At 72.1% G+C, this 25,353-nt stretch carries 22 protein-coding genes; 18 read left to right on the forward strand and 4 right to left on the reverse strand.

Annotated elements, in window-relative coordinates; all coding sequences use genetic code 11:
- The first annotated feature begins 23 nt into the window (after positions 1–23).
- The 6 genes from ABFX50_RS25705 (at position 24) to ABFX50_RS25730 (ending at position 6,110) form a co-directional block, all read left to right on the forward strand.
- Positions 24–1,208, forward strand: coding sequence for a (Fe-S)-binding protein (locus ABFX50_RS25705; RefSeq protein WP_346149900.1), 1,185 nt, complete (start codon positions 24–26; stop codon positions 1,206–1,208).
- The gene (locus ABFX50_RS25710) at positions 1,205–2,713 is read left to right on the forward strand and encodes an FAD-binding oxidoreductase (RefSeq protein WP_346149901.1); all 1,509 of its coding nucleotides are present in this window, start codon (positions 1,205–1,207) and stop codon (positions 2,711–2,713) included. Before ABFX50_RS25705 ends, ABFX50_RS25710 begins: the two co-directional genes overlap by 4 nt.
- A gap of 85 nt (positions 2,714–2,798) precedes the next feature.
- Positions 2,799–3,053 (forward strand): hypothetical protein, encoded by a 255-nt coding sequence (locus ABFX50_RS25715; RefSeq protein WP_346149902.1) that lies wholly within the window; start codon positions 2,799–2,801, stop codon positions 3,051–3,053.
- Entirely contained in the window at positions 3,037–4,491 is a 1,455-nt protein-coding gene (locus ABFX50_RS25720; protein ID WP_346149903.1) for an APC family permease, read from the forward strand. Before ABFX50_RS25715 ends, ABFX50_RS25720 begins: the two co-directional genes overlap by 17 nt.
- The gene (locus tag ABFX50_RS25725; protein WP_346122819.1) at positions 4,488–5,537 is read left to right on the forward strand and encodes an LLM class flavin-dependent oxidoreductase; all 1,050 of its coding nucleotides are present in this window, start codon (positions 4,488–4,490) and stop codon (positions 5,535–5,537) included. Before ABFX50_RS25720 ends, ABFX50_RS25725 begins: the two co-directional genes overlap by 4 nt.
- A 297-nt stretch (positions 5,538–5,834) precedes the next feature.
- A complete protein-coding gene (locus ABFX50_RS25730) occupies positions 5,835–6,110 on the forward strand; it encodes an iron-sulfur cluster biosynthesis family protein (protein ID WP_183645019.1) in 276 nt (91 codons plus the stop codon).
- A 114-nt stretch (positions 6,111–6,224) separates the two neighbouring features.
- Here the strand turns inward: ABFX50_RS25730 and ABFX50_RS25735 are convergent, their stop codons facing one another.
- Positions 6,225–7,190, reverse strand: a complete 966-nt coding sequence (locus ABFX50_RS25735; protein WP_346149904.1) for a sugar kinase — start codon at positions 7,188–7,190, stop codon at positions 6,225–6,227.
- Between the two features lie 124 nt (positions 7,191–7,314).
- Here ABFX50_RS25735 and ABFX50_RS25740 point away from each other — a divergent pair, with 124 nt between their 5' ends.
- Positions 7,315–7,932: a bifunctional 4-hydroxy-2-oxoglutarate aldolase/2-dehydro-3-deoxy-phosphogluconate aldolase gene (locus ABFX50_RS25740; protein ID WP_346149905.1), complete on the forward strand. Its 618-nt coding sequence runs from the start codon at positions 7,315–7,317 to the stop codon at positions 7,930–7,932.
- 129 nt (positions 7,933–8,061) lie between these two features.
- Here ABFX50_RS25740 and ABFX50_RS25745 read toward each other — a convergent pair whose 3' ends face one another.
- From ABFX50_RS25745 to ABFX50_RS25755, 3 genes are all read right to left on the reverse strand, one after another.
- Positions 8,062–9,036: an acetylxylan esterase gene (locus ABFX50_RS25745; RefSeq protein WP_346149906.1), complete on the reverse strand. Its 975-nt coding sequence runs from the start codon at positions 9,034–9,036 to the stop codon at positions 8,062–8,064.
- Between the two features lie 196 nt (positions 9,037–9,232).
- Entirely contained in the window at positions 9,233–10,051 is an 819-nt protein-coding gene (locus ABFX50_RS25750) for an SAM-dependent methyltransferase (RefSeq protein WP_346149907.1), read from the reverse strand.
- An 83-nt stretch (positions 10,052–10,134) separates the two neighbouring features.
- Positions 10,135–10,983, reverse strand: a complete 849-nt coding sequence (locus ABFX50_RS25755) for a LysR family transcriptional regulator (protein WP_346149908.1) — start codon at positions 10,981–10,983, stop codon at positions 10,135–10,137.
- Between the two features lie 62 nt (positions 10,984–11,045).
- Between ABFX50_RS25755 and ABFX50_RS25760 the strand changes: the two genes are divergently transcribed.
- From ABFX50_RS25760 to menC, 11 genes are all read left to right on the forward strand, one after another.
- Entirely contained in the window at positions 11,046–12,020 is a 975-nt protein-coding gene (locus tag ABFX50_RS25760) for an aldo/keto reductase (RefSeq protein ID WP_346149909.1), read from the forward strand.
- Between the two features lie 147 nt (positions 12,021–12,167).
- Positions 12,168–13,460: an alpha/beta fold hydrolase gene (locus ABFX50_RS25765; protein ID WP_346149910.1), complete on the forward strand. Its 1,293-nt coding sequence runs from the start codon at positions 12,168–12,170 to the stop codon at positions 13,458–13,460.
- A gap of 173 nt (positions 13,461–13,633) precedes the next feature.
- The gene (locus ABFX50_RS25770; RefSeq protein WP_346149911.1) at positions 13,634–15,106 is read left to right on the forward strand and encodes a serine hydrolase domain-containing protein; all 1,473 of its coding nucleotides are present in this window, start codon (positions 13,634–13,636) and stop codon (positions 15,104–15,106) included.
- 114 nt (positions 15,107–15,220) lie between these two features.
- Positions 15,221–16,768 (forward strand): ABC transporter substrate-binding protein, encoded by a 1,548-nt coding sequence (locus tag ABFX50_RS25775; RefSeq protein ID WP_346149912.1) that lies wholly within the window; start codon positions 15,221–15,223, stop codon positions 16,766–16,768.
- Between the two features lies 1 nt (position 16,769).
- Positions 16,770–17,714: an ABC transporter permease gene (locus ABFX50_RS25780; RefSeq protein ID WP_346149913.1), complete on the forward strand. Its 945-nt coding sequence runs from the start codon at positions 16,770–16,772 to the stop codon at positions 17,712–17,714.
- Positions 17,711–18,505, forward strand: a complete 795-nt coding sequence (locus ABFX50_RS25785; protein WP_346149914.1) for an ABC transporter permease — start codon at positions 17,711–17,713, stop codon at positions 18,503–18,505. Before ABFX50_RS25780 ends, ABFX50_RS25785 begins: the two co-directional genes overlap by 4 nt.
- A complete protein-coding gene (locus ABFX50_RS25790; RefSeq protein WP_346149915.1) occupies positions 18,502–20,166 on the forward strand; it encodes an oligopeptide/dipeptide ABC transporter ATP-binding protein in 1,665 nt (554 codons plus the stop codon). The genes ABFX50_RS25785 and ABFX50_RS25790 overlap by 4 nt, the downstream gene beginning before the upstream one ends.
- 55 nt (positions 20,167–20,221) lie before the next feature.
- A complete protein-coding gene (locus tag ABFX50_RS25795; protein ID WP_346149916.1) occupies positions 20,222–21,757 on the forward strand; it encodes an N-acyl-D-amino-acid deacylase family protein in 1,536 nt (511 codons plus the stop codon).
- On the forward strand, positions 21,754–23,322 hold the full coding sequence (locus ABFX50_RS25800) for a PucR family transcriptional regulator (protein WP_346149917.1): 1,569 nt from the start codon (positions 21,754–21,756) through the stop codon (positions 23,320–23,322). The genes ABFX50_RS25795 and ABFX50_RS25800 overlap by 4 nt, the downstream gene beginning before the upstream one ends.
- A 54-nt stretch (positions 23,323–23,376) precedes the next feature.
- Positions 23,377–24,138 carry a GNAT family N-acetyltransferase gene (locus tag ABFX50_RS25805; RefSeq protein WP_346149918.1) on the forward strand — a complete coding sequence of 254 codons (762 nt, stop codon included), beginning with the start codon at positions 23,377–23,379 and terminating at the stop codon, positions 24,136–24,138.
- Positions 24,135–25,244 (forward strand): o-succinylbenzoate synthase, encoded by a 1,110-nt coding sequence (menC, locus tag ABFX50_RS25810; protein ID WP_346149919.1) that lies wholly within the window; start codon positions 24,135–24,137, stop codon positions 25,242–25,244. The genes ABFX50_RS25805 and menC overlap by 4 nt, the downstream gene beginning before the upstream one ends.
- The last annotated feature ends 109 nt before the right edge of the window (positions 25,245–25,353 follow it).

Here is a 25,353-nt window from a genome sequence, read left to right on the forward strand (position 1 = left end):
ACCCGATCTGAGGGAGGCCTCCGGTGCCCGATCCCGAGAAGAGGTTCGCCGAGGAGTGGCGTGACGCCGCCTACAACTGTTTCTCCTCAGGCCACAAGTTCTGCCGCGAGGTCTGCCCCGTCATGCAGGTCACGCGGAACGAGTCGTGGAGCCCCACCGCCTTCCACGCCAACGTGGTGGCGATGGAGCAGGGCTCGCTCGAGGTGGCCGACGTCGCGGCCGACTACGTCAACTGCACCGGGTGCGGGGCCTGCGAGCTGCGCTGCCCGAACTCCCTGTTCACCGGCGACTTCTACCGCTTCCGCACCAGGACGGTCGACCTGGTCAAGGGCGTGCGTTCGCTGGCCGTACGGCAGGAGGTGCACCAGCCGGCCTGGCGGCGATGGAACGAGCTGACGGCCGAGCGGACCCACGAGCCCGTGGCCGACGGGGTCTCGCAGGAGCGGGTGCGCGACTGGGCGCAGGGCCTCGGCCTGACGGTGGGCGGCGAGACGATCCTGTTCGTCGACTGCGAGGCCGCCTTCTACCGCCCCTCGGTGCCGAGGTCGGTGGCGCGCGTGCTGGGACTGGCCGGATACGGCTTCGGGCTGATGAACGAGCAGTGGTGCTGCGGAGGGCCCGCCGCCGAGATGGGCTACGAGGAGCAGGCGCGGCGCTTCGCCGAGCACAACCTGGCCGACTGGCGGGCCTCGGGGGTGCGGCGGGTGCTCGTGCTCGACCCGCACGACTACATCACCTTCACCGAGGACTATCCGAAGTACTTCGGCGAGGCCTTCGACATCGAGGTGGTGCTGGTGGTGGAGCTGCTGGCGGCGCTGATCAGGGAGGGACGGCTGGCCCCCCACGTGCCGGTCGAACGGACGGTCACCTACCACGACCCCTGCAGGCTCAACAAGCGCAAGGGGATCTGGCAGGAGCCGCGCGAGATCCTGCGGGCGATCCCCGGCCTGACCTTCCACGACGTCGACAGGGTGAGCCAGTGGTCGTACTGCTCGGGCGCGGGCGGCGGGCTGGCGGTGGAGAAGCCCGAGCTGACCGCCAAGATCAGCGAGATGCGCATGGGCAAGGCCGCCGAGCTGGGCGTGGACACGCTCGTCACCGCCTGCCCGTGGGCCGAGCGCCCGCTGACGGCGGCGGGCGAGGCCCGCTCGATCGGCGTCGTCGACCTGCACGAGCTGCTCGCCGAGTCGCTGGGGGTGGCGCCGTGACCGTCACGCTCGACGATCCCGTGGTGGAGGAGCTGCGGCGGATCCTCGGCCACGACCACGTGCTCACCGGCAAGGCCGACCGCCTCAACAGGACGCGCGTGCCCGCGCCCTTCCCCGTGCACCGCTGGGCCGAGCGGATGCCCGACCTGATCGTCATGCCCGGCTCGACCGGCGAGGTCGCCGAGGTGCTGAGGCTCGCGCACGCCCACCGCATCCCTGTCGTGCCGCGTGACGGCGGGACGGGTCTCACCGACGGCGCGGTGCCGCTGCGCGGCGGCATCGTCGTGGATGTGAAACGACTCAACCAGATTAAGGAGATCGATCTCGACAACAGGACCTGTACGGTTGGCACCGGCATCAACGCGCTGAAGCTCAACGAGGTCCTTTCACGACACGGCCTGCTCTATCCCGACGACCCCGCGTCCTATCCGTGCTCGCTCGTCGGCGGCCGCATCGGCACCAGCGGCTGGTCGCTGATCGGCTCGCGATACGGCCACACCCGCGACCTGGTGCTGAGCTTCGACCACGTGCTGCCCACGGGGCAGGTCATCCACGTCGGCGACGGCATCGGCAGGAAGATCACCAAATCCTCGAGCGGCTACCAGCTGAAGCACCTGTTCATGGGGCACCAGGGCACGCTCGGCATCGCCACCGAGGCCACGCTGAAGCTCTTCCCCAAGCCCGAGGCCGAGTTCTCGCCGTTCTGGGCCTTCGACGACTACGACAGCGCCTACCGGACCGTGGGGCAGCTGGCCAGGGCGGGCGTGGCGACGTTCGCCGGCGCGGTGCTGTTCGACGAGTGGAAGGTCTCCTACCTCCGGCGCGACGACGAGGCCTACATCCCGCAGCCCGCCTCGGTGAAGGCGCTGGTCTGCGCGGCGCTGTACGGCTACGAGGACGAGGTGCGCGCGGGCGGCTCCCGCCTGATGCGCATCGCCCGCTCGATGGGGGCGCGCTACCTCGGCGACGAGATCTCGCAGGGCGACTGGGCCGCCCGCCACGACCGCTACGCCACCCCGCTGCACGGACGCACCCGCTCGGGCCAGGTCGTGCCGATGAGCTGGCACTGCGAGGACGCCTCGATCAACTACACGAACCTGCCGGCCGTACGGCTGGCCTGGCACGAGATCGCCGACCGGCTGCGGCGCGCCTCCGACGTCTTCGACGACTGGGGGATGTTCGCCTACACCAACGGCGCCACGGGCGCGGACTACCTGACCGAGATCGACATCGGCATCTGGGAGCAGCGCCTCGACGACGCCGCCTGGGCGGCGTGGGTGTCGGCCAAGTGCGACCTGGCGGCGGTGGCGCTGGCCCACGGCGGCTCGATCAGCGCCTGCCACGGCTCGTGCCGCGAGGGCGAGGTGGACCTGGTCCCCGAGGAACTGGGCGGCGGGTTCGAGGTGATGCTGGCGATCAAGCGGGCGCTGGACCCGCACAACATCATGAACCCCGGCAAGTACCTCCTCGACCGCGCCTACCCCGACCAGGACGGCAGCCCATGACGCCCTCACCGGGGCCCGCCGAGGTCCCTCCGCCGTGCCGTGCCGAAACCGCAGCGATCGACGAGCCGTCAGGCGAGGAGGAGTCGTGAGCTACCGCTACAGGGACGAGATGACCCCGCCGCCTCCCGAGCGCGCCTCCGAGGTGGCGGTGACCCGCTTCGAGGACGTCTACGAGGTGGATCCCGCGCTCATGACCGAGCACGTGACCCAGCAGACCTTCCCCAACTGGGACACCCTGCGCCTGGTGCGTTCCCGCGCCGGCCACCTGGCCTGGATGCACGCCCACTTCGCCGACAAGGTGGTCTCCGGCGAGGAGTTGCTCGATGACCTCGACCGATGACGGCAGGCTGGCCGACCTCGGCTACACCTCCGAGTTCCGCAGGGAGATGAGCCTGTGGGCGAACTTCTCCCTCGGCTTCACCTACCTGTCCCCCGTCGTCGGGATCTACACGCTGTTCGCGGTCTCGCTGGCCACCGGCGGGCCGCCGATGATCTGGAGCCTGCTGATCGTCGGCGCCGGCCAGTTCCTGGTGGCGCTGGTGTTCGGGGAGATCGTCTCGCAGTACCCGCTGACCGGCGGCATCTACCCGTGGGCGCGGCGCCTGTGGGGGCGCAGGTGGGCGTGGATGACGGGCTGGGTCTACCTCGTCGCGCTGCTGGTGACCATCGCCAGCGTCGCGTACGGCGCCGGCCCCTACCTGTCGGCCTTCCTCGGCATCGAGGTGAGTACGACCAACACGATCATGTGCGCGCTGGTCATCCTGGCGGTCGCGGTGTCCGTCAACCTGGCGGGGACCAGGGTGCTGGCGATGGCGGCGATCATCGGGTTCACCGCCGAGCTGGTGGGGGCGCTGGCCGTGGGCGGCTGGCTGCTGCTGACCCAGCGCCGTCACGGGCTCGACGTGCTGTTCGACTCGTTCGGCGCGGGCTCGGAGTCGGGCTACTTCGCCGCCTTCCTAGCCGCCGGACTGATCGGGATCTTCCAGTACTACGGCTTCGAGGCCTGCGGGGACGTCGCCGAGGAGGTGCCCGACCCGACGCGGCGCATCCCGAAGGCCATGCGCATGACGATCTACGTGGGCGGGGCGGCCGCGACGTTCGTCTGCCTGGCGCTGCTGCTGGCCGTACCGGACTTCGGCGCGGTGATCTCCGGAGCCAGCGCCGACCCCGTCTCCGAGGTGCTCACCACCGCCTTCGGGCCCACCGGGCTGCGGGTGGTGCTCGGGGTGGTGCTGCTGTCGTTCCTGTCGTGCGCGCTGAGCCTGCAGGCGGCAGCCAGCCGGCTGCTCTACTCCTACGCGCGCGACGGCATGATCGTCGGCAGCGAGCCGCTGAGCAGGTTCTCGGCCGTACGGCACGTCCCGCCGTACGCGCTGGTGGTGGCCGCGGTCGTGCCCGCGCTCGTGGTCATGGGCTCCATCGTCTCGGAGGACGCCCTCGTGAAGATCATCTCGTTCGCGACGCTCGGCATCTACCTCGGCTTCCAGATGGTCGTGCTGGCCGCGCTGCGCGCCCGGCTGCGCGGCTGGCGCCCTTCGGGGCCTTTCACGCTGGGCGCCGCGGGCCTGGCGGTCAACGTCGGAGCGCTGGTGTACGGCGTGCTGGCCATCGTGAACATGATCTGGCCGAGGACCCCCGACGCTCCCTGGTACGACAACTGGCTGGTGGCGCTGTCCGGCCTGGTCGTCGTGGGCCTGGGAGCGCTGTACCTGTTCGCCGCCAGGCCCCACGAGCACGGCGCGGCCCCCGCGGGCGACGCCATCCAGGAGGAGCGATGAAGTTCAGTTACGTGATGCTGCCGGACTATCCGCTGCAGGACTCCCTGTCGGCGATCAGGCTGGCCGACGAGCTCGGCTTCCACGCCTGCTACGCGGCGGACGAGACCTGGCACAAGGACCTGTGGCTGCTGTTCGCCGCGGCCTCGCAGCAGACCAGCAGGATCAGGTTCGGGCCGAGCGTCTCCTCCGTCGTGCTGCGCGAGCCCACGCTCATCGCGCAGGCCGCCGCCACCCTTGACGAGCTCAGCGGAGGACGTGCCGAGGTCGTCCTGTCCAGCGGCAACTTCGGGCTGCTGGCCCAGTACGGCATCGACTGGACGGTCACCAGGCCGCTGTCGCGCGTGAAGGAGGCCGCACACGTCGTCCGCACGCTCCTGGACGAGGGCGCGATCACCTTCGAGGGCGAGTTCTTCAGGTACAACGGCCTGTTCACCTTCGCCAGGCCGGTGCAGGAGCACGTCCCTGTGAAGCTCGGCGCCATGCGCGGGCCCCGCTCCTTCCGCGCGGCCGGTGAGCTGTCGGACGGCGTCCACCATGCGCTCAGCTACACCCGCGAGGCCTACGACTACCTGGTCACGGAGTTCAGGGCGGGGGCGGAGAAGGCGGGCAAGGACTGGTCGTCGATGGACATCGGCGCCTGGGTCGTCTTCGCCACCGGGCCGGACTCGGCGGTGGCGAAGGAGGCGGCCCGCAGCATGGTCGGCCTGTACGCCTCCTCGATGCCGGACGAGCAGCTGGAGCGCAACGGGGTGGACCCGAGCGCGATGAAGCCGATCGTCGACGCGCTGGGGGCGGGCGATCTGGCGCGGGCGATCGAACTGACCACGCCCGAGCTGGGCGACCGCCTGTCGATCGCGGGCACACCCGAGGAGTGCGTGGAGAAGATCAAGAGGGAGATCGAGCCTTCGGGGGTCAACCACATGATCCTGGCTGTGACGGACGCGACGCTGGTCAAGCAGTTCATGGGACGCGACCTGCCGGAGGTCTCCTCGGTGGAGACCCAGCTCCAGCTCATCCACGACCGCATCATGCCGTCGTTCACCTGAGGCCACGCGCTCGCGGGATCCCGAGGAGGTCTGCGGTCTTCGGGGTCCCCTGCGCGTGCGGGTTCCCGCCATCTGGCCCGGCATCCAGGACGAACAGGTGGACGGTCTCGGCTTCGGCCAGGCCGTCGAAGGCGCCTGCCGTACGCGGGGAAGCTGGACCGAGGTGTGCGGCTCGAACGCCTTCTGTGGCGGGGCTTACAGCGCCTGCCTCGACGAAATCGGCCGGCCATCTGTGTAGGGCCGCGCTGAGGGGGCAAGGACTCCGGATCCCGCAACCGAGAACGAGGAGGAGCCGTCGTGCTCACCTTGACACCCAATGCAGCTCAGGTCATCAAGGACCTGACCGCCCAGCAGGATGTGGAGGCCGCCGGCATCCGCATCTCCTCGCAGGGGGACGACCAGGGAGCCCTGGTGCTCAGCATGGCCACGGCGCCCGAGCCCACCGACGCGGTGGTGGAGACCGAGGGAGCGAGGGTCTACCTCGACCCCGTGGCGGCCAGCGTGCTGGACGACAAGTCTCTCGACGCCGACACGGATGGGCAGGGTGGTGTCGCCTTCCACGTCACCGACTGACGCGCCCGCGAAAGAGTGCCCTCCTCGATGGGAGAGGCACTCTTTCCCTGCGCTTCGTTCCTGCGAGCCGATGATCCACCCCGTGGATGGCTGGCGGCGAGACGATCGGGTGGGTCAGCGGTGGAGGAGGGCGGCGGCCTCGGCGGGCGACGGCAGGCCCTCGACATCGCCGTACACCTCAACGATGCGGCCCGCCAGCTCGCTTCCCACCCACGCGGCGTGCTCAGGACCCGCTCCGGCGAGACGAGCGGCCAGATAGCCGCCCAAGAGGGCGTCGCCCGCCCCGACGGGGTCGCGCACCACGCGCGCGGCACTCGGCAGGTGGACGGGCGCTCCGTCCTCGCCCCTGCAGTGGACCCCCTCGGCCCCCGCCTTCACCACCACCTCGATCTCCCGCCCGGCCCCCGCCCCGGACCCCGCTCCGCCGGCCTGGGCGGCGGCGAAGACGGCGGCAGGGTCGGTGGCGCCGAAGAGGGGTTCGGCCTCGTCCTGTCCGAGAACCAGCAGATCGGTCAGCGGCAGCAGCTCGCGGACCGTCTCCAGCACCCGGTCCTGGCGGCCGAGAGCAGGGCGGAGGTTCGGGTCGACGACCAGCATCGCCCCCGCCTCGCGCGCCCCCTCCGCCAGCGCCCGCACCAGCCGCTCGGGCCCCTCACCCAGCGCGATCGTGATGCCGCTGACCACGAGCGCTCGCGGGCGGGTGGCCAGGATGGCGGCCGCGTCGCCCTCGTCCATTCCCGCCGCCGCCGAACCGCTCCTGTAGTAGTGGACGCGCCTGGCCCCGTCCGGCCGTACTTCCTTGAAGAACACGCCCGTCGGACGTCCGGCGTCGCGGCCGACCAGGGAGGTGCCGACGCCGAGGGCACGTGCGGCGTTCAGCACCCGCTCGCCGAACGGGTCGGCGCCCACACGAGAGGCGAACCAGGCGCTGCCGCCGAGCCTGGCGACGGCCGCGCACACGTTCAGCTCGGCGCCGCCGACGTGCACGTCCATCCGCTCGGCGGTCGCCAGGTCCTCGCCTTGGGCGGGCTGGAGCAGCACCATCGCCTCGCCGACCCCGACCACGTCCGGACGAATCACCAGGTTCTCCTTAGTTCACGCTGACTTGATCGGCGACGATACCGCCTGCGTTTCCAATTGACAGCCTTGCAATATGTGCGAAAGCATCCCATATAGAGCAATCAAATCCCACGGAGGTGGCCCGGTGCGGGAGTTCAGGTGGCGGCTGGCGGAGCGCGTGGTGGCCGACCGGGTGATCGGCATCATCCGCGCGCCGTCGGCCGACACGGCCGTCTCCTACGGCGAGCGGCTCGTCTCCGCCGGGCTCGGGGCCATCGAGGTCTCCCTCTCGACGCCCGGCGCGCTGGGCGCCATCCGTACGCTCTCCTCCCATGAGAACGGCGCCCTGATCGGGGCGGGCACGGTGATCGACGCCCACCAGGCGGTGCCGGCCATCGAGGCGGGGGCGCGTTTCCTGGTGTGTCCCACTCTCAGCACCGAGGTGATCCGCGCGGGCAGCCGCCACGGAGTCCCCGTGGTGGCGGGCGCCGCGACCCCGACCGAGATCGTCGCCGCGCTGGAGGCAGGGGCCGACCTGGTGAAGCTGTTCCCGGCCTCCCAGAGCTCACCCAAGGCGCTGCGCGACCTGCTGCAGGCCCTTCCCCATGCCCCGGTCGTGCCCACGGGCGGGGTCACCGCCGCCACCGCGCCCGAGTGGATCGCGGCGGGGGCGGTGGCCGTGGGTATGGGCGGCGAGCTGACCAGGGGCGAGCCCGAGGACACCGAACCCCGCGTGCGGGCCCTGCTGAACTCACTCAAGTGACGAGGCGACTCCCCCGTCACCACCACCGAAGCCCTGCCCCGCAGGACGCCCACTCGCGTAACGCGAGCCGGTGGAAGATCTGCGCCGGGAAGGTGGCCGGTACGGCGGGCCGTACCGGCCTGACGCCTGCTAGCCGAACAGCTTGCTGACGTAGCGCAGCTGCTCCTCACGCTGGAAGCCGCCGCCGCCCTCGTGGTTGTTCCACGGCCAGACGGTGATCTCCTTCGGCCCCTGCCAGTGGTTGTAGGCGGCGAACACCGTCGAGGGCGGGCACACGTCGTCCATCAACGCCACCGAGTACAGCGCGGACGTCTGCCCTCTGGCGGCGAAGTTCAGCCCGTCGAAGTACGACAGCGTGCGGAAGACGGCCTCCGCGCTGGGCCGCTGGCTGGCGAGGAAGCGGACGATCTCCTGGTAGGGGTCGCGTCCGGTGATCTCGACCGCCCTGCGGAAGTGGGTGAGGAACGGCACGTCGATCAGCGCGCCCTTCACCGAGGGACGCAGCGCCGCCACCGCCTGGGCGATGCCGCCGCCCTGGCTGCCGCCCGAGACCACGATCCTGTCGCCGTCGACGGCCGGATGCCCCGCTGCGACCTCCACGGCCCTCACCGCGTCGGTGAAGACCCGGCGGTAGTAGTAGTCGTCAGGGTCGAGGATGCCCCTGGTCATCATGCCCGGCGCCTGCGGGGAGGCGCCGCCGTGCGGGTCGGCGGTGGCACCGGGGCTGTGCAGGCTGTGGCCCCCCTGGCCGCGCGTGTCGACGACCAGCACCGCCAGGCCCGCCGACGGCCAGACCAGGTGATCGTGGACGAAGCCCCTGCCGCCCGAGTAACCGATGTACTGCACCACGCACGGCACGGGGCCCTCCGCCGCACGTGGCACGAGCAGCCAGCCGTTGATCCGGTGGCCGCCCCATCCCGCGAAGGAGGTGTCATAGACGTCCACGGTGGCCAGCGGGATGTCGTGGGGCGTGAAGACAGGAGCGAGGTCGTGCTCGGCGGCCTCGGCCAGGGTGCGGCTCCAGAAGGCGTCGAAGTCGGCTGGCTCGTCCCTCTCGGGGCGGTACTCACGAAGCTGGTCGAGGGGGAGGTCGAACAGGGGCACAGGGTCTCCCAAAGGTCATATGGCGGGCCCTGACATTTCACCCCATCCACCCGTGAAAGCGCTATCCCTCGCCTCCAGGATCCCGCCGTACGAGACAGTCGAAGCGCCGTCCCGAGGTCAGGCGCTGCGCCCAGGAGACGACGACCTGCGCACACGACGCCATCCGGTCATCCTCGCCCGCCGCCCCGCGATGACGTCAGAGAATCCGGCCCACGGCGCCGTCGACGCGCAGCTTGGGCGCCTCGTCCAGCAGCGGCACCTGCGCTTCGTCCTCGTCGCCGAGGCGCCACTCCTGGACGGGCACGAGTCCTGGCCCGATCAGGTCGAAGCCCTCGAACAGCCTCTCCACCTGCTCCCGCGTCCGGAAGGTGGACTGGGCGGGCGAGTTGGCCGTGGCCATCGTGAGCTGCGCGATCGCCTCGGGCGCGCTCTCGGCCATCGTGTGCGACAGCACCAGATGGCTGCCAGGCGCCATCCGCTCCCTGAAGCTCGCCACGATCCCGGCGGGGTCCTCGCTGTCCAGGATGAAGTGCAGCACCGCCACCATCAGCACGCCGACCGGCTGGTCGAAGTCGATGAGACCGGTGACGTGCGGATCGTTCAGCACCTCGTGAGGCTTGCGCACATCGGCCTGGATGCTCGCCACGCCGGGCGTCCTGGCCAGCAGCACGTCGGCGTGCATCCGCACCACGGGGTCGTAGTCCACGTAGATCACCCGGCATGCGGGGCTCACCTGGCGGGCGATCTCATGAACGCTCGGCGAGGTCGGGATACCGGTGCCCAGGTCGATGAACTGCCGCACCCCCTGCTCGGCCAGATGGCGCACCGCCCTGACCATGAAGGCCCTGTTGGCCCTGGCGACCAGCCTGGTATCGGGGGCGACGGAAAGGAGCCGGTCGGCGACGGCCCTGTCGACGGCGAGGTGGTCCTTGCCGCCGAGGAGGTAGTCGTACACCCGGGCGGAACTCGGCACCTTGGGATCAACACCTGGAGGAACACGGTCCAGCTCGCTCAAGAGTGTCTCCTTCACCTCATCCGACGTGATCGTCATGCTACCGGGGCAGGGTCGGCGATCAGCCGGGGCCGCGGGCCGTACTTCTAGCCGAAGGAGCGTACGAACGCGGTGACGGCCGGGCGGCGGTCGGCGGCGCGCCAGGCGAGGGCCAGCCTGGCAGGCGACAGTCCTGAGACCGGACGGGCCACCAGCCCAGGGCGCCGGTACAGCTCCGCGTTGCCCTCCGAGAGCAGCACCAGCCCGAGCCCGGCCAGTACCGCCTCGAAGACGCCGTCGGGCGAGGCCGCCTCCGCCCCGACGATCGTTCCAGGACCGCCCAGCCAGAAGTCCCGCAGCGGCCCTGCCGTCTCGGGCAGCGCCACGAACGGCTCGCCGCGCAGCTCGGCGAAGTCGATCTCCTCCCTGGCGGCCAGCCGGTGGTTCTCCGGCATCGCGACGAAGCGCCGTTCGGTCGCCAGCACCCTGGTCGCCACCCCCTCAGGCGCGGGCAGCCACACGAAGGCGACGTCGGAGCTGCCGTCGGACAGTCCGGCGCTCGGGTCCTCCCAGCCGACCACGCGCAGCGACACCATCCAGCCCGGCATCCGCTCCCTGAAGCGCCGCAGCGCCTCGGCCTGGATCCCGCGGCCGACGGCGGTCTGCAGGCCGATCACCAGCGTGCCGCTCGGGGCGGCCTGCCGTACCAGATCGAGGCCCTCGTCCCAGCGGGCCAGCAGGTCGCGGGCGACAGGCAGCAGCGCTGTGCCCTGCCGGGTGAGCGCGAGGCCGCTCGGCACGCGGTCGAAGAGGGTGAACCCGAGCTGCCGTTCCAGCGCTCTCAGCTGCTTGGACAGGGCGGGCTGCGACACGAAGAGCCGCTCGGCCGCCCTGGTGACGTTGAGCTCCTCGGCTGCCGCGACGAAGTACCGCAGCTCGCGCAGGTGAATCTCCATAACCACCGGTTATACCGGCATGTCTTGGACGTGGCCACCGGGGAACGCGCAGGATCGGGGGCATGAGAACTCTTGGCAAACTCACCGTCCCCCCGATCGGGTACGGGGCGATGGTGCTCTCTCCCGGCATCTACGGCGAGATCGACGACGACTGGGCGCTGGCCGCGCTGCGTCACGCTCTCGACGAGGGCGCCACCCACATCGACACCAGCGACGCCTACGGGCCGGACGGGCACAACGAGCGGCTGGTCGGCAGGGCGATCAGGGGCAGGAGGGACGAGGTCGTCGTGGCGACCAAGTTCGGCCTGGCCGTCCCTGAGGGGGTGGAGACCAGGTCCATCCCCGTGGGGTACGCCTTCGGCGAGCTGCGCGGCAGCGCCGACCCCACCCTGGTGCGCGGTTACGCCGAGCGCAGCCTGCGCAACCTCGGCACCGACGTGATCGACCTGTACTACCTGCACTACCCCGACCCCGGCGTGCCGGTCGAGGACACCATGGGCGCGGTGGCCGATCTGGTGCGGGCGGGGTTGGTACGGCATGCGGGCCTGTCGAACGTGACCGCCGAGCAGTTGCGCAGCGCCCACGCCGTGCTGCCGATCGCGGCTGTGCAGGTGGAGTGGTCGATGTGGCGGCCGATCGACCCCGAGTTGCTGGCGGCGACGCGGGAGCTCGGTGTCGGGGTGGTGGCGTGGAGCCCGCTGGGCTCGGGCTTCCTCACGGGGAGCGTCTCGAAGCTGGAGGAGGGCGACTTCCGGCACCACGCGCCGCGCTTCGACGCCGCCAACCTGGCCGTGAACAACGACAGGTACGCGCCGATCAGGCGGCTGGCCACCGAGCTGGGCATCACCCCCGCCCAGCTGGCGCTGGCCTGGCTGCTGCACCAGGACGAGCACGTGGTGCCGATCCCCGGCAGCAGTACGCCCTCGCACATCACCGAGAACCTGCAGACCGCGGGCATCGCGCTGCACCCAGACACGCTGAGGCGGCTGGACGAGGCGCTGTCCTCCTTCAAGGTGGAGGGAGGCACGCTGCTGTAGGCATGCCCCCTGAGGAGAGGTGACCATGCCCGCAGGGTCAACCCCTGCGGGCGAGGTCCATAGATATGCGGCAGATCATCACAAGTCGGATGGTGCGTGCCTGAACCTAGGTCTCATATCGCCCTAAAAGGGTCTTCGAGTAGGTTCGTGCGTGTGCTGTGGCCCGTGTGGCGTCGCCTCGCCCGGCGCGGCCTGCGCCTGGTGGGCCGCGCGCTGGCAGGCGCGGCCGTCCTGGTGCTCGCCCCCGTGCTGGCCCTGGCCACCCTGGGCGGCCTCGCCGGCCTCACCGCCACGCCCGCCGTCCTGCTGGGCGCGGCCCTCGGCGTCTTCGCCTCGATCTTCTTCCTCGGACTCCTGCTACTCGTGCCCCGTCCCGCCTCCCGGCTCCCCCGCTGGCTGCGCGCGCTCGCCATCCTCGGCGTCGAGGCCCTGGTCGTCTGGCAGGTGGCCGCGGCCACCCTCGACCCTCTCCGGGACGCCCGGCCACCACCGCCCGTCGCCGGCCAGCGGACCTGGGAGCTGTCCACAGGCTCCAGGCTCGCCTACGTGGTCAGGAAGCCGAAGCGGTCGCGAGGGCTGCCGCCCGTGGTGGTCCTGCACGGCGGCCCCGGCCGGGCCGACCTGGGCGGCGACTCGGCCTTCTTCGGCGCCCTGGCCGCCGACGGCCGCCCTGTCTACGTCTACGACCAGCTGGGGGCGGGCCGCTCGTCCCGGCTGACCGACCCTGGCGGGTACGGCCTGACCAGGGACCTCGACGACCTCGAGGCGATCCGCCTGCGGCTAGGGGCCGACCGGCTCGTCCTGGTCGGCCACGCGGAGGGCGCCCTGCTGGCCGCCGCCTACCTGGCCCGCCACCCCGGCAACGTCGACAGGCTCGTCCTGTCATCACCCGCGGGGCTGCGGCCTGCTCCGTCGGGCGCGGCGCTGGCCCGCCTGGACGCCGCCCAGAACCGCCGCCTGGCGCTGAGCCTGCTGAATCCGCGCGTCCTGGCGGCCTCGGCGCTCCTTCAGTCGAACCCCGCCGCCGCCCACTCCGTCGTGGGCGACGCCGAGCTCGACGCCCGCCTGGCCGCCTACCACCGGCTGCTGCTCCCCGCCCGGCGCTGCGGCTCGGGCGCCGCGCCCGCCGCCGTCACCGGCGCGTACGCCAACCTGGTGCGGCGCCCGATCCCCTCCTGGATCGGTGAGGGCATCAGCGGCAGCCCGGCTCCCACCCTGATCGTCAAGGGCTCCTGCGACTACCAGAGCTGGTCGTCGGCCGCCGGCTACCGGGCGATCATGCCGGCCTCGCAGCTCGTCTACCTGCGCGGGGCGGGGCACGACGCCTACCGCGACAGGCCTGGGCCGTACCTGGAGGCCGTTCGCGCCTTCCTGGCCGGCCGCCCCCTCAGCCCCCACACCGGCGAGCTCCCCCCTCCCGACTTCCAGGGCCCGCCCTGAGCCCCCGCCGGCGACCACGATCCGAGCCGGACGCACGGGGGGAACACGTGGACGGCCAAGACCCACGAAGGCGAGTGCGCGGGCGTCCGGTTGGGCCCGAGGACAAAGAACGGCGCGCATCCGTCGTCCCGCAGGCCAAAGGGCGGCGCGGGTCGCCTGGTGATACTGGCAGCATGGATCTCGAACGAGTCAAGCGCGAGGTATTCTCGCTGGTCAGCCCGCACACCCCCGGCCTGGCCGTCGGCGTGTACGTCGACGGCGCCGCGGTGCTGACGGTCGCCCAGGGGGCGGCGTGCGTGGAGTTCGGCGTGCCGGTCGACGAGCACACGCGGTTCGACATCGCCAGCGCGAGCAAGCAGTTCACGGCGGCGTGCGTCCTGCTGCTGGAGCGCGAAGGGAAGCTGGGGCTCGACGACGACGTGCGGACGCACGTGCCTGAGCTGAGCCTGGAGACCCCGGTGACGCTGCGGCAGTGCCTGCAGCACACCGGCGGCCTGCCGGAGTGGTACTCGCTGCAGGCGCTGACGGGCGTGCCGCTGGCGGAGATGACCGAGCAGCGGCTGCTGGAGGTGCTCACGGGCATCCGCAGGACGACGTTCGAGCCGGGCACGGCGTTCTCCTACTCCAACACCGGCTACGTGCTCGCGGCGGTCGTGATCAACCGCGTCACGAACTCGTCGCTGGCGGAGTTCGCGCGCAAGCGGCTCTTCGAGCCGCTCGGGATGGCCGATTCCCTGTTCCGTGACGACGCGTCGGTTCCGCTGGACCGGCTGGCGTACGGCTACGCCAACGCGCAGGGCGAGCCGCGCAGGGCCGACACCCAGGAGAGCGCGGTCGGCGACGGCGGACTGGTGACGAGCGTGGCGGGGCTGGCGCCGTGGTTCGGGTTCCTGGCCGACGGGCGGGTGCTCGGCACCGACCTGCGCGACCGGCTGCTGGAGCGGGGGGTGCTGGCCGACGGCACGGTCCAGGCGTACGCGATGGGGATCTATCACGGCGATGGCTGGTTCGCCCACGCGGGCGGCATGCACGGGTACCTGTCGAACCTGCTGTACCTGTCCGATCCGGGTGTCGGCATCGCGGTGCTGTCCAACCAGACGGCGATCAATCCGGTGAGGGTGTCGCACCGGCTGGCGCGGCTGCTGCTCGGCCAGGAGGAGCCGCCGAAGCCCGCGCCGAAGCGGCTGGCCGCGCCGGAGCGGCTGCACTGGCACGATCCGGCCGGGGACGGGACGCTCACCCTCACACCCGCCGACGAGGGCCTCATGATCGACGGCGTGGGCGTGTTCACCGGCGGCGCCGACGGACGCTGGCACGGGACGGGATTCGCCGAGGGCGGCTGGATGGAGATCGACGGCGACCGGCTGCTCCTCAACGTCGGCCCACTGTCGCGCCCCCCTGTCGTCTTCGACGCGGCCGAGCCGCCCTCGGACGCGCCGCTGCCCGACGGCGTCTACCGCAGCTGGGAGCTCGGCGTCGACGCCATCGTGAGCGACAGCGTGGTGCGCATCGGCCGCGAGCTCGACCTGCCGGTGTCCGCCGCCCCTGGCGGAGCGTGGAAGGCCGGGCCGTTCACGCTCCGTGTCCACGAGGGCGACCTGCTGGTGAGCGGCGGCGGCCTGCGCCGGATGCGCTTCGAAGGCTGATTGGCCCGCAGGACGAGGCGGGGGCCGCCGGTTTTGGCTGCCGGGTCAGTGAACAGCGGCTGTCCTGCTCCTAGCGTCCGACTGTCCCCGCCCGAACCTTTCCGAGGTGGTCCCATGACATCCGCGAAGGCCGCGACCGCCGCCGTCGTACTCGCGCTCACCACCGCCTGCTCCTCAGGAGGAACAGTGCCACAGGCCCGCGACTCCCTGGTCTGGGCCACCGCCAACGCGCCCAACAGCCTGGACATCGCGCACGGCTTCAACAACGCCTCGACCCTCGTCCAGACCGCGGTCCTCGACACGATGGTCACCCTCGACACTCGCGGCGCGCCCGCGCCCCGGCTGGCGACGGAGTGGACGCAGCCGGACCCTGCCACCTATCTGTTCACGCTGCGCAAGGGCGTGCGTTTCGCCGACGGCACCCCGTTGACGGCCGACGACGCCGCGTTCTCGCTGCGCCGCCACCTGGACCCGAAGGTCGCCTCGCAGGCGGCCAGCTACTTCACCACGGTCAAGCAGGTCGAGGCGGTCGGCGACGGGCAGGTCAAGGTCACGCTGAAGCGGCCGAACCCCGCCTTCCTCGCCATGTCGGCGATCGCCTGGCAGGTGACGCCGCGCAAGCTGGCCGAGGCGCACCCCCAGGACCTGGGCAGCCCCGAGGTGGGCACGATGGGCACCGGCCCCTTCAAGGTGGCGAAGTTCTCGCTCACCTCGGGCGTGGTCCTGGAGCGCAACGAGTCGTACTGGGGCCGCAGGCCCGCGCTGCGCAGGGTGGAGTTCAAGACCATCGCCGACCCCGAGACGCTGCGGCTGGCGGTCAGGTCGGGCGAGGTGGACGCCACCGACGGCGTCAACGTCCGCGACGCGCGCAAGTGGACCGGCCTGCCCGGTGTCAAGACGATCTTCTACCCTGGCAACAACATCGGCTACCTGTCGCTGGCGGTCGGCACGGGCCCGCTGAAGGATCCGCACGTGCGGCGGGCCATCGCGCACGCGGTCAACCGCAGGGCGGTGTCGGACCTGATGACCGCCGGTCACGGCGCCCCTGCGGCGGCGATGCTGCCGAGCCCGCAGCTGGCGGCGCTGTACGGCGACAGCGTCCCGGCCCTGCCTGCCTATCCCTACGACGTGGAGGCGGCCAGGGCCGAGCTGGCCAGGTCCGCCTACCCGCAGGGGTTCGAGCTGGAGGCGCCGTACGCCAGCACCGGCGACAGCGGCACGGTCATGCAGACCGTCGCCGCCGACCTGGCCAAGATCGGCATCAGGCTCACCCTGCAGCCGAGCCCCGCCGACCAGTACCGGGCACGGGTGATGCAGCACGACCGCCTGTCGATCCAGTACGTCAACCTGGCCTACGGCACGCCCGACCCGCTCGAGGTCCTGCCCGACATGGTCAGCCGCGCCGCCGCCGAGCCTGAGGGCTTCAACTTCTCCGGCTACGGCAGCGCCGCCACCGACAAGCAGCTGGACACGCTGGCCTCGGCGACCGGTCAGGACAGGAAGGAGCAGGTCACCGCGTTGCTGACGGAGATCGCCGAACAGGTGCCCTACATCCCGCTGTTCCATACCGACTACGCCGTCGCGCTGAACGAGAGGTTCACGGGCACGTTCTCCACCTGGTCCGCGGACGCCATCGCCTCGCTGCGCCCGGCGGGCCGCTGACATGGCGGTCGTCAAGCGCCTGTGCGCCGCCGTTCTCCTGCTGGGGATATTGTCCGTGCTCACCTACGGGCTGCTCGCGGCCGCGCCGGGCGGTCCCGAGCAGGTGCTGCTCGGCGGGCGCCCGTCCACGCCCGAGACCAGGGCGGCGATCCGCGTGCAGTACCACCTGGACGATCCCTTCCCTGTCCGCTACGCGCGCTGGCTGGGCGACGCGCTGCGGGGCGACTTCGGCACCTCGATCTCCTCACGCGAGCCGGTCACCACGGTGATCGCCGACCGGCTGCCGGTGACGGCGGGGCTGGCGGGCTACGCGCTGGTGCTCACGGTCGTGGTGGGCGTGCCCGCCGGGCTGGCCGCGGCGATGCGCCGCGGCGGCAGGCTGGATCAGGGCATCACGCTGGCGTCGCTGGTCGCGCTGTCCATCCCGTCGTTCGCGCTGAGCATCCTGCTGCTGTACGGCTTCGCGGTCGCGCTGGGCTGGTTCCCCGTCTTCGGCGCGGGCGACACCCCGATGGACCGCCTGGTGCATCTCACGCTGCCCGCGATCGCGCTGGCCGCGGCGCAGGCGGCGATCGTCGTCAGGCAGATGCGCGCCGCCGCGCTCGATCTGGCCGCGCAGGACTTCCTGACCTTCGCCAGGGCGCGCGGCCTGCCCAGGTGGCGGGTGTGGGTGAGCTACGCGCTGCGCAACGCGGCGCTGCCCGTGCTGACGGTGGGCGGCCTGCTGCTGGCGGCCAACCTGACCGGCTCGGTCTTCGTCGAGCAGGCCTTCGGGCTGCACGGGCTGGGGGCGCTGCTGATCAGCGCGGTCGGCGAGAAGGACATACCGGTGGTGCAGGCGCTGGTGCTGTTCGGCGGCGCGATCGTGATCCTCGTGAACCTGCTGATCGACCTGGCCTACGTGGCCGTCGATCCCAGGGTCAGGCACAAGGCGGCCACGGCATGAGGGCGATCCTGGTGGCCGTGCTGGGCCTGGCGGCGGTGGCGGCCGTGGCCGGTTCGTGGCTGGCGCCGTACGATCCCGCCGCCCAGGATCTCGCGCTCGGCGCGGCGGGGCCGAGTGCCGCGCACTGGCTCGGCACCGACGACCTGGGCCGCGACGTGCTGTCGCGGTTGCTGGCCGGTGCGGGCTCCGCGCTGATGTGGCCGGTGCTCGTCGCCGCCTGCACGACGGTGCTGAGCACGACGCTCGGGCTGCTGGCGGGCTACCGGCTGGGCTGGGTGGACGCGCTGATGATGCGCACGGTCGACCTGGCGATCGCGATGCCGGGCATGCTCGTGCTGATCGTGGTGGTGGGCGTGATCGGCGGCGGGTACGGCTGGGCGGTGCTGGCCATGGCGCTGCTGTTCACACCCGGCGACATCCGGGTGATCCGCAGTCTCACCCTCGCCCAGAGGGAGCTGGCCTACGCCGAGGCCGCCCGCACGCTGGGCCTGCCCGCGTCGCGGATCATGTTCAGGCACCTGCTGCCGAACCTGGCTCCCACGGTGGTGGCCAGCTCGCTGCTGAGCTTCGTGGCGGCGCTGGTCGCGCTGGCGGGCCTGTCGTTCCTGGGGATCGGGCTGCCTGCCGGCACGCCCGACTGGGGCCTCATGGTCCAGGAGAACCGCGGTCTGCTGGACCTGAACCCGTGGGCCTCGATCGCGCCCGCGGCTCTGATCACCGTGGTCGCGTGCGCGGCCACCCTGCTGGGCGACCGCGCGTTCGAGTCGCTGTCGAAGGGAGGCCTGCGGTGAGGATCTCCGAGCTGCGCATCTCCGGGTCCGGGCTCATCGTCGACGGCGTGGACCTGGAGGTCTCCAGCGGCGAGACCGTGGGACTGGTCGGCGAGTCGGGCAGCGGCAAGTCGCTCACCGCGCGGGCCGCCGCGGGACTGCTGCCCAAGGGGCTGCGCGCCACCGGCTCGATCACGCTCGACGGCCGGGAGCTGCTCGGTGCGCGCGAGCGGGTGTGGCGCTCGGTGCGCGGCACCCGGGTGAGCCTGCTCATGCAGGACCCGTTCGCCATGCTGAACCCCCTGCGTACGGCGGGCGCCCACGTCGCCGAATCGCTGCGAGGGCGCAGGGACAGGGCGGAGGTGCTGCGCCGGCTGGCCGAGGTGGGCATCGACGATCCGGACGTGGCCGGGCGCCATCCGTTCCAGCTGTCGGGCGGCATGCGACAGCGGGTGGCGCTGGCCGCCGCGCTGGCGGCGGACCCGGGGTTGCTGATCGCCGACGAGCCCACCACGGCGCTGGACGCCACGACGCAGCACGAGATCCTCATGCTGATCAGGGGCCTCCAGCGGGCTCGTGGCATGGGCGTGCTGCTGATCACCCACGACCTGCGGGTGGCGTTCGAGCTGTGTGACCGGGTGGCGGTCATGTACGCGGGGCGCATCGTCGAGCAGGGGCCGCCTGCCGAGATGGCCAAGGCGCCCGCGCATCCGTACACGGCGGGTCTGCTGGCCGCCGTGCCCACCGTCGAGCGGCGGCTGCCTCGGCTCATCGGCATCAGGGGCGGCGTGCCGTCGGCGGCGGAGGTGAGTGCGACGTGCGCGTTCGCCGCCCGCTGCGACCAGGCGACGTCCGAGTGCGCGCACGCCCGGCCGCCGCTGCGCGAGCTGCGCCCTGAGCGGCTCACGGCCTGCCTGCACCAGGTGCGCCCCAGGATCCACGTCGAGGAGGGCGGGCAGGAGCGCCGCCAGGTGACCGGCGACGAGGTGCTGCGCGTCACCGGCCTGCGCAGGACGTACGGCTCACACGTCGCGCTGGGCGGCGTCTCCCTGCACGTCAACCGCGGTGAGAGCGTCGGTGTCGTCGGCGGCTCCGGCTCGGGCAAGACCACGCTCGCCCGCTGCGTACTGGGCCTGGTCAGGCCGGACTCCGGCACGATCGAGCTGGCCGACCCTGCTCGGCCACGCCACCAGCTGGTGCAATGCGTCTTCCAGGACCCCTCGACCTCGCTCAACCCGGCCCTGACAGTCGGCGCCACGCTTACCGAGGCGGCGGCGCAGGGCCCGGCGAAGGACAGGCTCACACCGGCGGAGCTGCTCGAGCTGGTGGGGCTGCCCGTCGCCTACGCCCGCAGGCGGCCGGCCGGACTGTCGGGTGGGGAGCGGCAGCGGGTGGCCATCGCCAGGGCGCTGTCCGTCCGGCCCGCGCTGCTGATCTGCGACGAGCCGGTGGCCTCGCTGGACGTCTCGGTCCAGGCGCACGTCCTGGAGCTGTTGCGGGAGGTCGGCACCAGCATGCTGTTCATCACCCACGACCTGGCTGTCGTCAGGCAGATGGCCGACCGGCTGGTGGTGCTCTCGCGCGGCGAGGTGGTGGAGAGCGGTGACACAGCGGAGGTTCTCGACGCCCCCGCGCACGCCTACACGCGCAGGCTTGTGGCCTCCGTACCCGTCACGCCCTGATATTTCATACTTCTGTATCTAGCGCCCGCGATGGCGGGCAAGGGAGCCTTGCGCCATGCATGACCTGCTGCTTCGCGACGGGACCGTCCATGACGGGCTCGGAGGAGCGCCCCGGCACGCCGACGTCGCGATCACCGACGGGCGCGTGGTCGCCGTCGGGCGCGACCTCGGCCCTGCCCTGCGCGTGATCGACGTCTCCGGCCTGATCGTCAGCCCGGGCTTCGTCGACCCGCACAGCCACTCCGACACAGTTCCCTTCCTGGAGGAGCCGCAGCCGTTCAAGCTTCTGCAGGGCGTGACCACCGAGATCGTGGGCAACTGCGGTTTCTCGTGCGGCCCTGTCGATCCGGAGTCAAGGAGCTTCCTGCCGGCCGAACTGGCCGGGGCGAGCTTCGCCACCCTCGGCGACTACCTGGACGCGGCCGAGGCGGCCGGGCCGAGCAACAACCTGGCCGTGCTGGCAGGGCACAACACGCTTCGCCTGGCCGCGGCCGGGATGAGCGCCGAAATCACGCCGGACCGGCTGGCGCGCATGTGCGAGCTGGCCGCCCAGTCCTTCGAGGCGGGCGCGGTGGGGCTGTCGAGCGGCCTGGAGTACGTGCCCGGCGCCTACGCCGACCTGGAGGAGCTGGTCGCGCTCGCGCTGGTGGCCAAGCGCTGGGACCTGCCGTACGCCACGCACATGCGTAGCGAGAGCGAGGGCCTGGCCGACGCGCTCGACGAGGCGATCGCGGTGGCGAAGCGGGCGGGCGTCCGGCTGCAGGTCTCGCACTGCAAGGCCTCGGGGCGAGCGGTGCACGGCGCCTCCGCGATGATGCTGGACAAGCTCGCCCAGGCCCGCCGCGCGGGCGTGGACGTGCGCGCGGACGTCTATCCCTACCTCGCCTTCGGCACCATGCTGGTCGCGGTGCTGCCCCCGATCGCGTGCGAGGGCGGCGAGCAGGCGCTGCTGGAGCGGCTGGGCGACCCGGCCGAGCGTGCGGCGCTGCGCGCGCTCGCGGAGGACCCGACCACCGGCACCGGCGTCGGTTTCTGGCGCGAGCTGCACCCCTCCGACGTGCAGATCCTCGTCCACAACGACCCTGGCATCGAGGGCAGGCGGCTGTCCGACCTCGGCGGCGACCCGTGGGAGGCGCTGTGCGACCTGGTAAGGCTGGACCCTCAGGCCTCGGGCGTCTTCCACACCATGCACGAGCGGGACCTGGCCGCCTTCCTGGCCGACCCGCTGATCTCCATCGGCTCCGACAACGGGCCTCCTGTCGGCCCCACCCATCCGCGCACGTTCGGGACCTTCCCCACCTACCTCGGCACCTACGTCGAGAAGGAGGACATGCCTGAGGCGATCCGCAAGCTCAGCTCCGCCGTCGCCGCCCAGTTCGGTCTGGCCGGGCGCGGCTGGCTGGGTCCGGGGGTGATCGCCGACCTGTGTGTCTTCGACCCCGTCACGATCGGCCACGCGGGCACCTACGAGAGCCCCGACGTGCGGCCCACCGGGGTCGAGCACGTCTTCATGGCAGGGCGCCAGGTGGTCGCCGACGGGGAGTTCACCGGAGGCAGGCACGGCCGGATGCTCAGGCGGGGCGCCCGGTGACGGCCCGCGGGCGGGTCACGCTCGGCGTGCTGATCGACAGCCTCGGCCCTGGCCTGGCGCGCCCGCTGGCGCTGCCGCACGGCAGGGAGCCGCTGGTGGGCACCCCGGTCATCTACGACCCCGAAGAGCCGCAGGCGGGGCTCGACGGCGCGGTCCTGCTGGTGACCGGCCGCCCGTCGGCCGAGATCCTGGCCCGCGCGGGCGAGGGCGGCGTGGCCGTCGTCGTGGTCAAGCCGGGCACCTGCGACGAGCAGGCGCTGGCCACCGCGGCCAAGGCGGCGGGCACGGCGCTGCTCGCCGCGCCGCCCGAACTGTCCTGGGGACAGCTCTACACACTCATCGACGCCCTGCTCGCGGTGGTCGCCCCTGCCGGGGACCCACGCGGCACCCGGGCGGCCGACCTGTTCGTGCTGGCCAACGAGGTGGCGGTCCGGGTGGGTGGCGCGGTGGCGATCGAGGATCTGGCGATGCGGGTGCTGGCCTACTCCACGGTCGAGGGCCAGCGCATCGACGAGCTGCGAAGGGAGGGCATCCTGGGCCGCAGGGTGCCCGAGCACCCGACCAACGCCGAGGAGTACGCGGCCGTGCTGCGCGCCGACGGGGTGGTCTGGAGCCACGAGCCGCGTGAGTTCTATCCCCGTCTGGCCATCGCGGTCCGGGCGCACGGCGAGGTGCTCGGCACGATCTGGGCGGTGCAGGCGGAGGAGCCGCTGGCCCACGACGCCGCCGCGGTCCTCGAGGAGGCGGCCACCGCCGCGGCGCCGCACCTGGCGCGCATCAACCTGGCCGCCGACGAGGCGCGGCGCAGGCGCGACGAGTGCCTGGGCTGGCTACTGCGCGGCATCGGCGCGGTCGACGAGCTGGCCACCTCCTTCGGCCTGCTGCCGCGCGAGCCGGTGACGGTCGTGACGCTGGGCCCCTACGCGGGCTCGGCCGACGCCTTCGCCGCGACGCACGCCGCCGACCTGCTGCGCACCGCGTTCGTGGCCTACCGGATCAGGGCCGCGACCGGCGTGGTCGACGGCCGCGCCCATGCGATCGTCGCGGCCGAGGCGTCCGCGACATTGCTGCGCCGCATCATCGTGGACACGCTGGCCAGGGTGAGCGAGCGGCTGGGCGGCGGCTGGCGGGCCGGCATCGGCCGTACCGTGGCCTCCGTCGCCGCCGAGCCCGCCGGGGCGCGCCAGGCGGAAGAGGCGCTGCGCGCGGTCTGCGGGCCGTTCGCCCAGGAGCTGGCCGGGTCGCACGAGGAGCTGTCGGCGGCGCTGTTCCTCATGGACGTGGAGGCCGCCCTGCGGCCGAAACCCTCCCTGTCCGGCGAGCCTCTGGCGCTGGTCGCCGCGCACGACGCCAGGCACGGCACCCACTACGTGCACAGCCTGAACGTCTGGATCGGCGCCCACTACGACGTGCCCCGCGCGGCCGAGCTGCTGTCGTTGCACCCCAACACGCTGCGGTACCGGCTGCGCAGGATCGGCGAGCTGATCGCGCTGGACGATCCGGACACGCGGCTGGCGCTCGCCCTCCAGCTCAGGCTGAACGCCGCCACAAAGCAGAGCCGATGAAGTTCGGCGTGGACGCCAACGCCCCGGACGACGCGCGCCGCGATGCTGATGCCCATGGCCGAACACCTCACCATCCGTTCCCTCCACGGCATCGGGGCGCTGCGGCGTGCCGACCGACTGCTCCGCGAGATCTGGGGAACCAGACGCGGTGACGACCCGCCGATAGCCCTCGACCTGCTGTGCGCGTTCGCCCACACCGGCGGGTACGTGGGCGGCGCCTTCCTCGACGAGGAACTCGTCGGGGTGGCGACGGGGTTCCTGGCGGCCGGCCACAGCCTGCACTCGCACGTCGCGGGCGTCGCCGAGAAGGCGCGCGGACGTGGCGTGGGCCGGGCGCTCAAGGAACACCAGCGGGACTGGGCGGCCGAGCACGGGCTCGTGGCCGTCTCCTGGACCTTCGACCCGCTGGTCCGGCGCAACGCCTTCTTCAACCTGACCCGCCTGGGCGCCGAGGTCGGCGCCTACCTGCCCGATTTCTACGGGCCGATGAGCGACGGCATCAACGACGGCGGGCCCTCCGACCGGCTCTTCGTCACCTGGCCGATCGAGCAGGCCGCTCCCCCGCCGGTTCCCGAGCGCGAGGCCGTGGTCGTGGTGGACGAGACGGGGGCCGTGAGGGACGCCGAGGGAGCGCCGCTGCTGCGGTGCGCCACCCCGGCGGACGTCGAGGCGCTGCGCACGACGGACCCCGCCGCGGCCAGGAGGTGGCGGGCGGCGCTGGCGAGCGGGCTCGGCGGCGCGCTCGGCCAGGGATACCGGGTCACCGGGTTCACCCGCTCCGGCTGGTACCTGCTCGCCCGCGGGGGTGCCGCGTGAAGCTCGACGCCGTCGAACTGCGCCAGGTCGCGCTGCCGCTGGTCAGCCCGTTCCGCACCTCACTCGGCACGCAGACGGTTCGCACCGCGCTGCTCGTGCGGGTGCTCACCGACGAGGGCGAGGGCTGGGGCGAGTGCGCGGCCGAGGACGAGCCGACCTACAGCCCCGAACACCTCGCAGGGGCCGCCGACGCGATCAGGCGGTTCATGCTCCCCGCGCTGGCCCCGCTCGAGCTGGATCCGGCGGCGGTCGGTCCCGCGCTGCGGCATCTGCGCGGGCACCCGATGGCCAAGGCGGCCGTGGAGATGGCGGTGCTGGACTGCTGGCTGCGGGCCCGCCGCACGAGCCTGGCCGCCCACCTGGGAGGGGTACGGCAGCGCGTGCGCGTGGGCGTCTCCGTGGGCATCGCCGAGACCGTCGACGCGCTGCTGGACACGGTCGACCGGCACCTGAGCGCCGGTTACGCCAGGATCAAGCTGAAGATCGAGCCCGGCTGGGACCTCGAGCCGATCAGGGCGGTGCGCGAGACGTTCGGCGCCGATGTGATGCTCACCGTCGACGCCAACACCGCCTACGAGCCGGGTGACCTCAGGCACCTGGCGAAACTCGACGCCTTCGGGCTCGCGCTGGTCGAGCAGCCCTTCGCCCCTGACGACCTGCACGCGCACGCGGCGCTGGCCGCCCGCATGGACACGCCGGTCTGCCTGGACGAGAGCATCACCAGCGCGCGCGACGCGGCCGAGGCCATCAGAAGGGGCGCCTGCTCGATCATCAACATCAAGCCCGGCCGCGTGGGCGGCTACCTGGAGGCGCGCCGCATCCATGACCTCGCCCAGGCGAACGGTGTGCCGGTCTGGTGCGGCGGCATGCTGGAGACAGGCCTGGGCCGGGCGGCCAACCTGGCGCTGGCCAGCCTTCCCGGATTCACGCTGCCGGGCGACATCTCCGCCACCGAGCGGTACTACCACCGCGACATCACCCGCCCGTTCGTGCTCGACGGCGGCGAACTGGCGGTTCCCGCCGAGCCAGGCCTCGGCGTGCTGCCCGAGGAAGCCGGCCTGGAGGCCTGCACGACGGTGGTGGAGACGGTGAGCTGCGCCGTCTGAACGTCTCCTCGGCAGGTGGCGTGCTGATCGAAGGAGCGCGAAGTCGGAGGCCAAGCGGTCTTAGGAAGACAATTGCCATCTCCAACTCCTTGGCTCACAGAACGAAATG

The organism is Nonomuraea recticatena (assembly GCF_039533245.1).
In the GTDB taxonomy this organism is placed as follows: domain Bacteria; phylum Actinomycetota; class Actinomycetes; order Streptosporangiales; family Streptosporangiaceae; genus Nonomuraea; species Nonomuraea roseola.

What these genes read in the sequence shown, in the direction of transcription:
- ABFX50_RS25755 (WP_346149908.1), bottom strand. Translation starts at nt 10,983, where the DNA reads ATGGAGATTCACCTGCGCGAGCTGCGGTACTTCGTCGCGGCAGCCGAG.
- ABFX50_RS25725 (WP_346122819.1), top strand. Translation starts at nt 4,488, where the DNA reads ATGAAGTTCAGTTACGTGATGCTGCCGGACTATCCGCTGCAGGACTCC.
- ABFX50_RS25785 (WP_346149914.1), top strand. Translation starts at nt 17,711, where the DNA reads ATGAGGGCGATCCTGGTGGCCGTGCTGGGCCTGGCGGCGGTGGCGGCC.
- ABFX50_RS25760 (WP_346149909.1), top strand. Translation starts at nt 11,046, where the DNA reads ATGAGAACTCTTGGCAAACTCACCGTCCCCCCGATCGGGTACGGGGCG.
- ABFX50_RS25780 (WP_346149913.1), top strand. Translation starts at nt 16,770, where the DNA reads ATGGCGGTCGTCAAGCGCCTGTGCGCCGCCGTTCTCCTGCTGGGGATA.
- ABFX50_RS25720 (WP_346149903.1), top strand. Translation starts at nt 3,037, where the DNA reads ATGACCTCGACCGATGACGGCAGGCTGGCCGACCTCGGCTACACCTCC.
- ABFX50_RS25770 (WP_346149911.1), top strand. Translation starts at nt 13,634, where the DNA reads ATGGATCTCGAACGAGTCAAGCGCGAGGTATTCTCGCTGGTCAGCCCG.
- ABFX50_RS25775 (WP_346149912.1), top strand. Translation starts at nt 15,221, where the DNA reads ATGACATCCGCGAAGGCCGCGACCGCCGCCGTCGTACTCGCGCTCACC.
- ABFX50_RS25795 (WP_346149916.1), top strand. Translation starts at nt 20,222, where the DNA reads ATGCATGACCTGCTGCTTCGCGACGGGACCGTCCATGACGGGCTCGGA.
- ABFX50_RS25805 (WP_346149918.1), top strand. Translation starts at nt 23,377, where the DNA reads ATGGCCGAACACCTCACCATCCGTTCCCTCCACGGCATCGGGGCGCTG.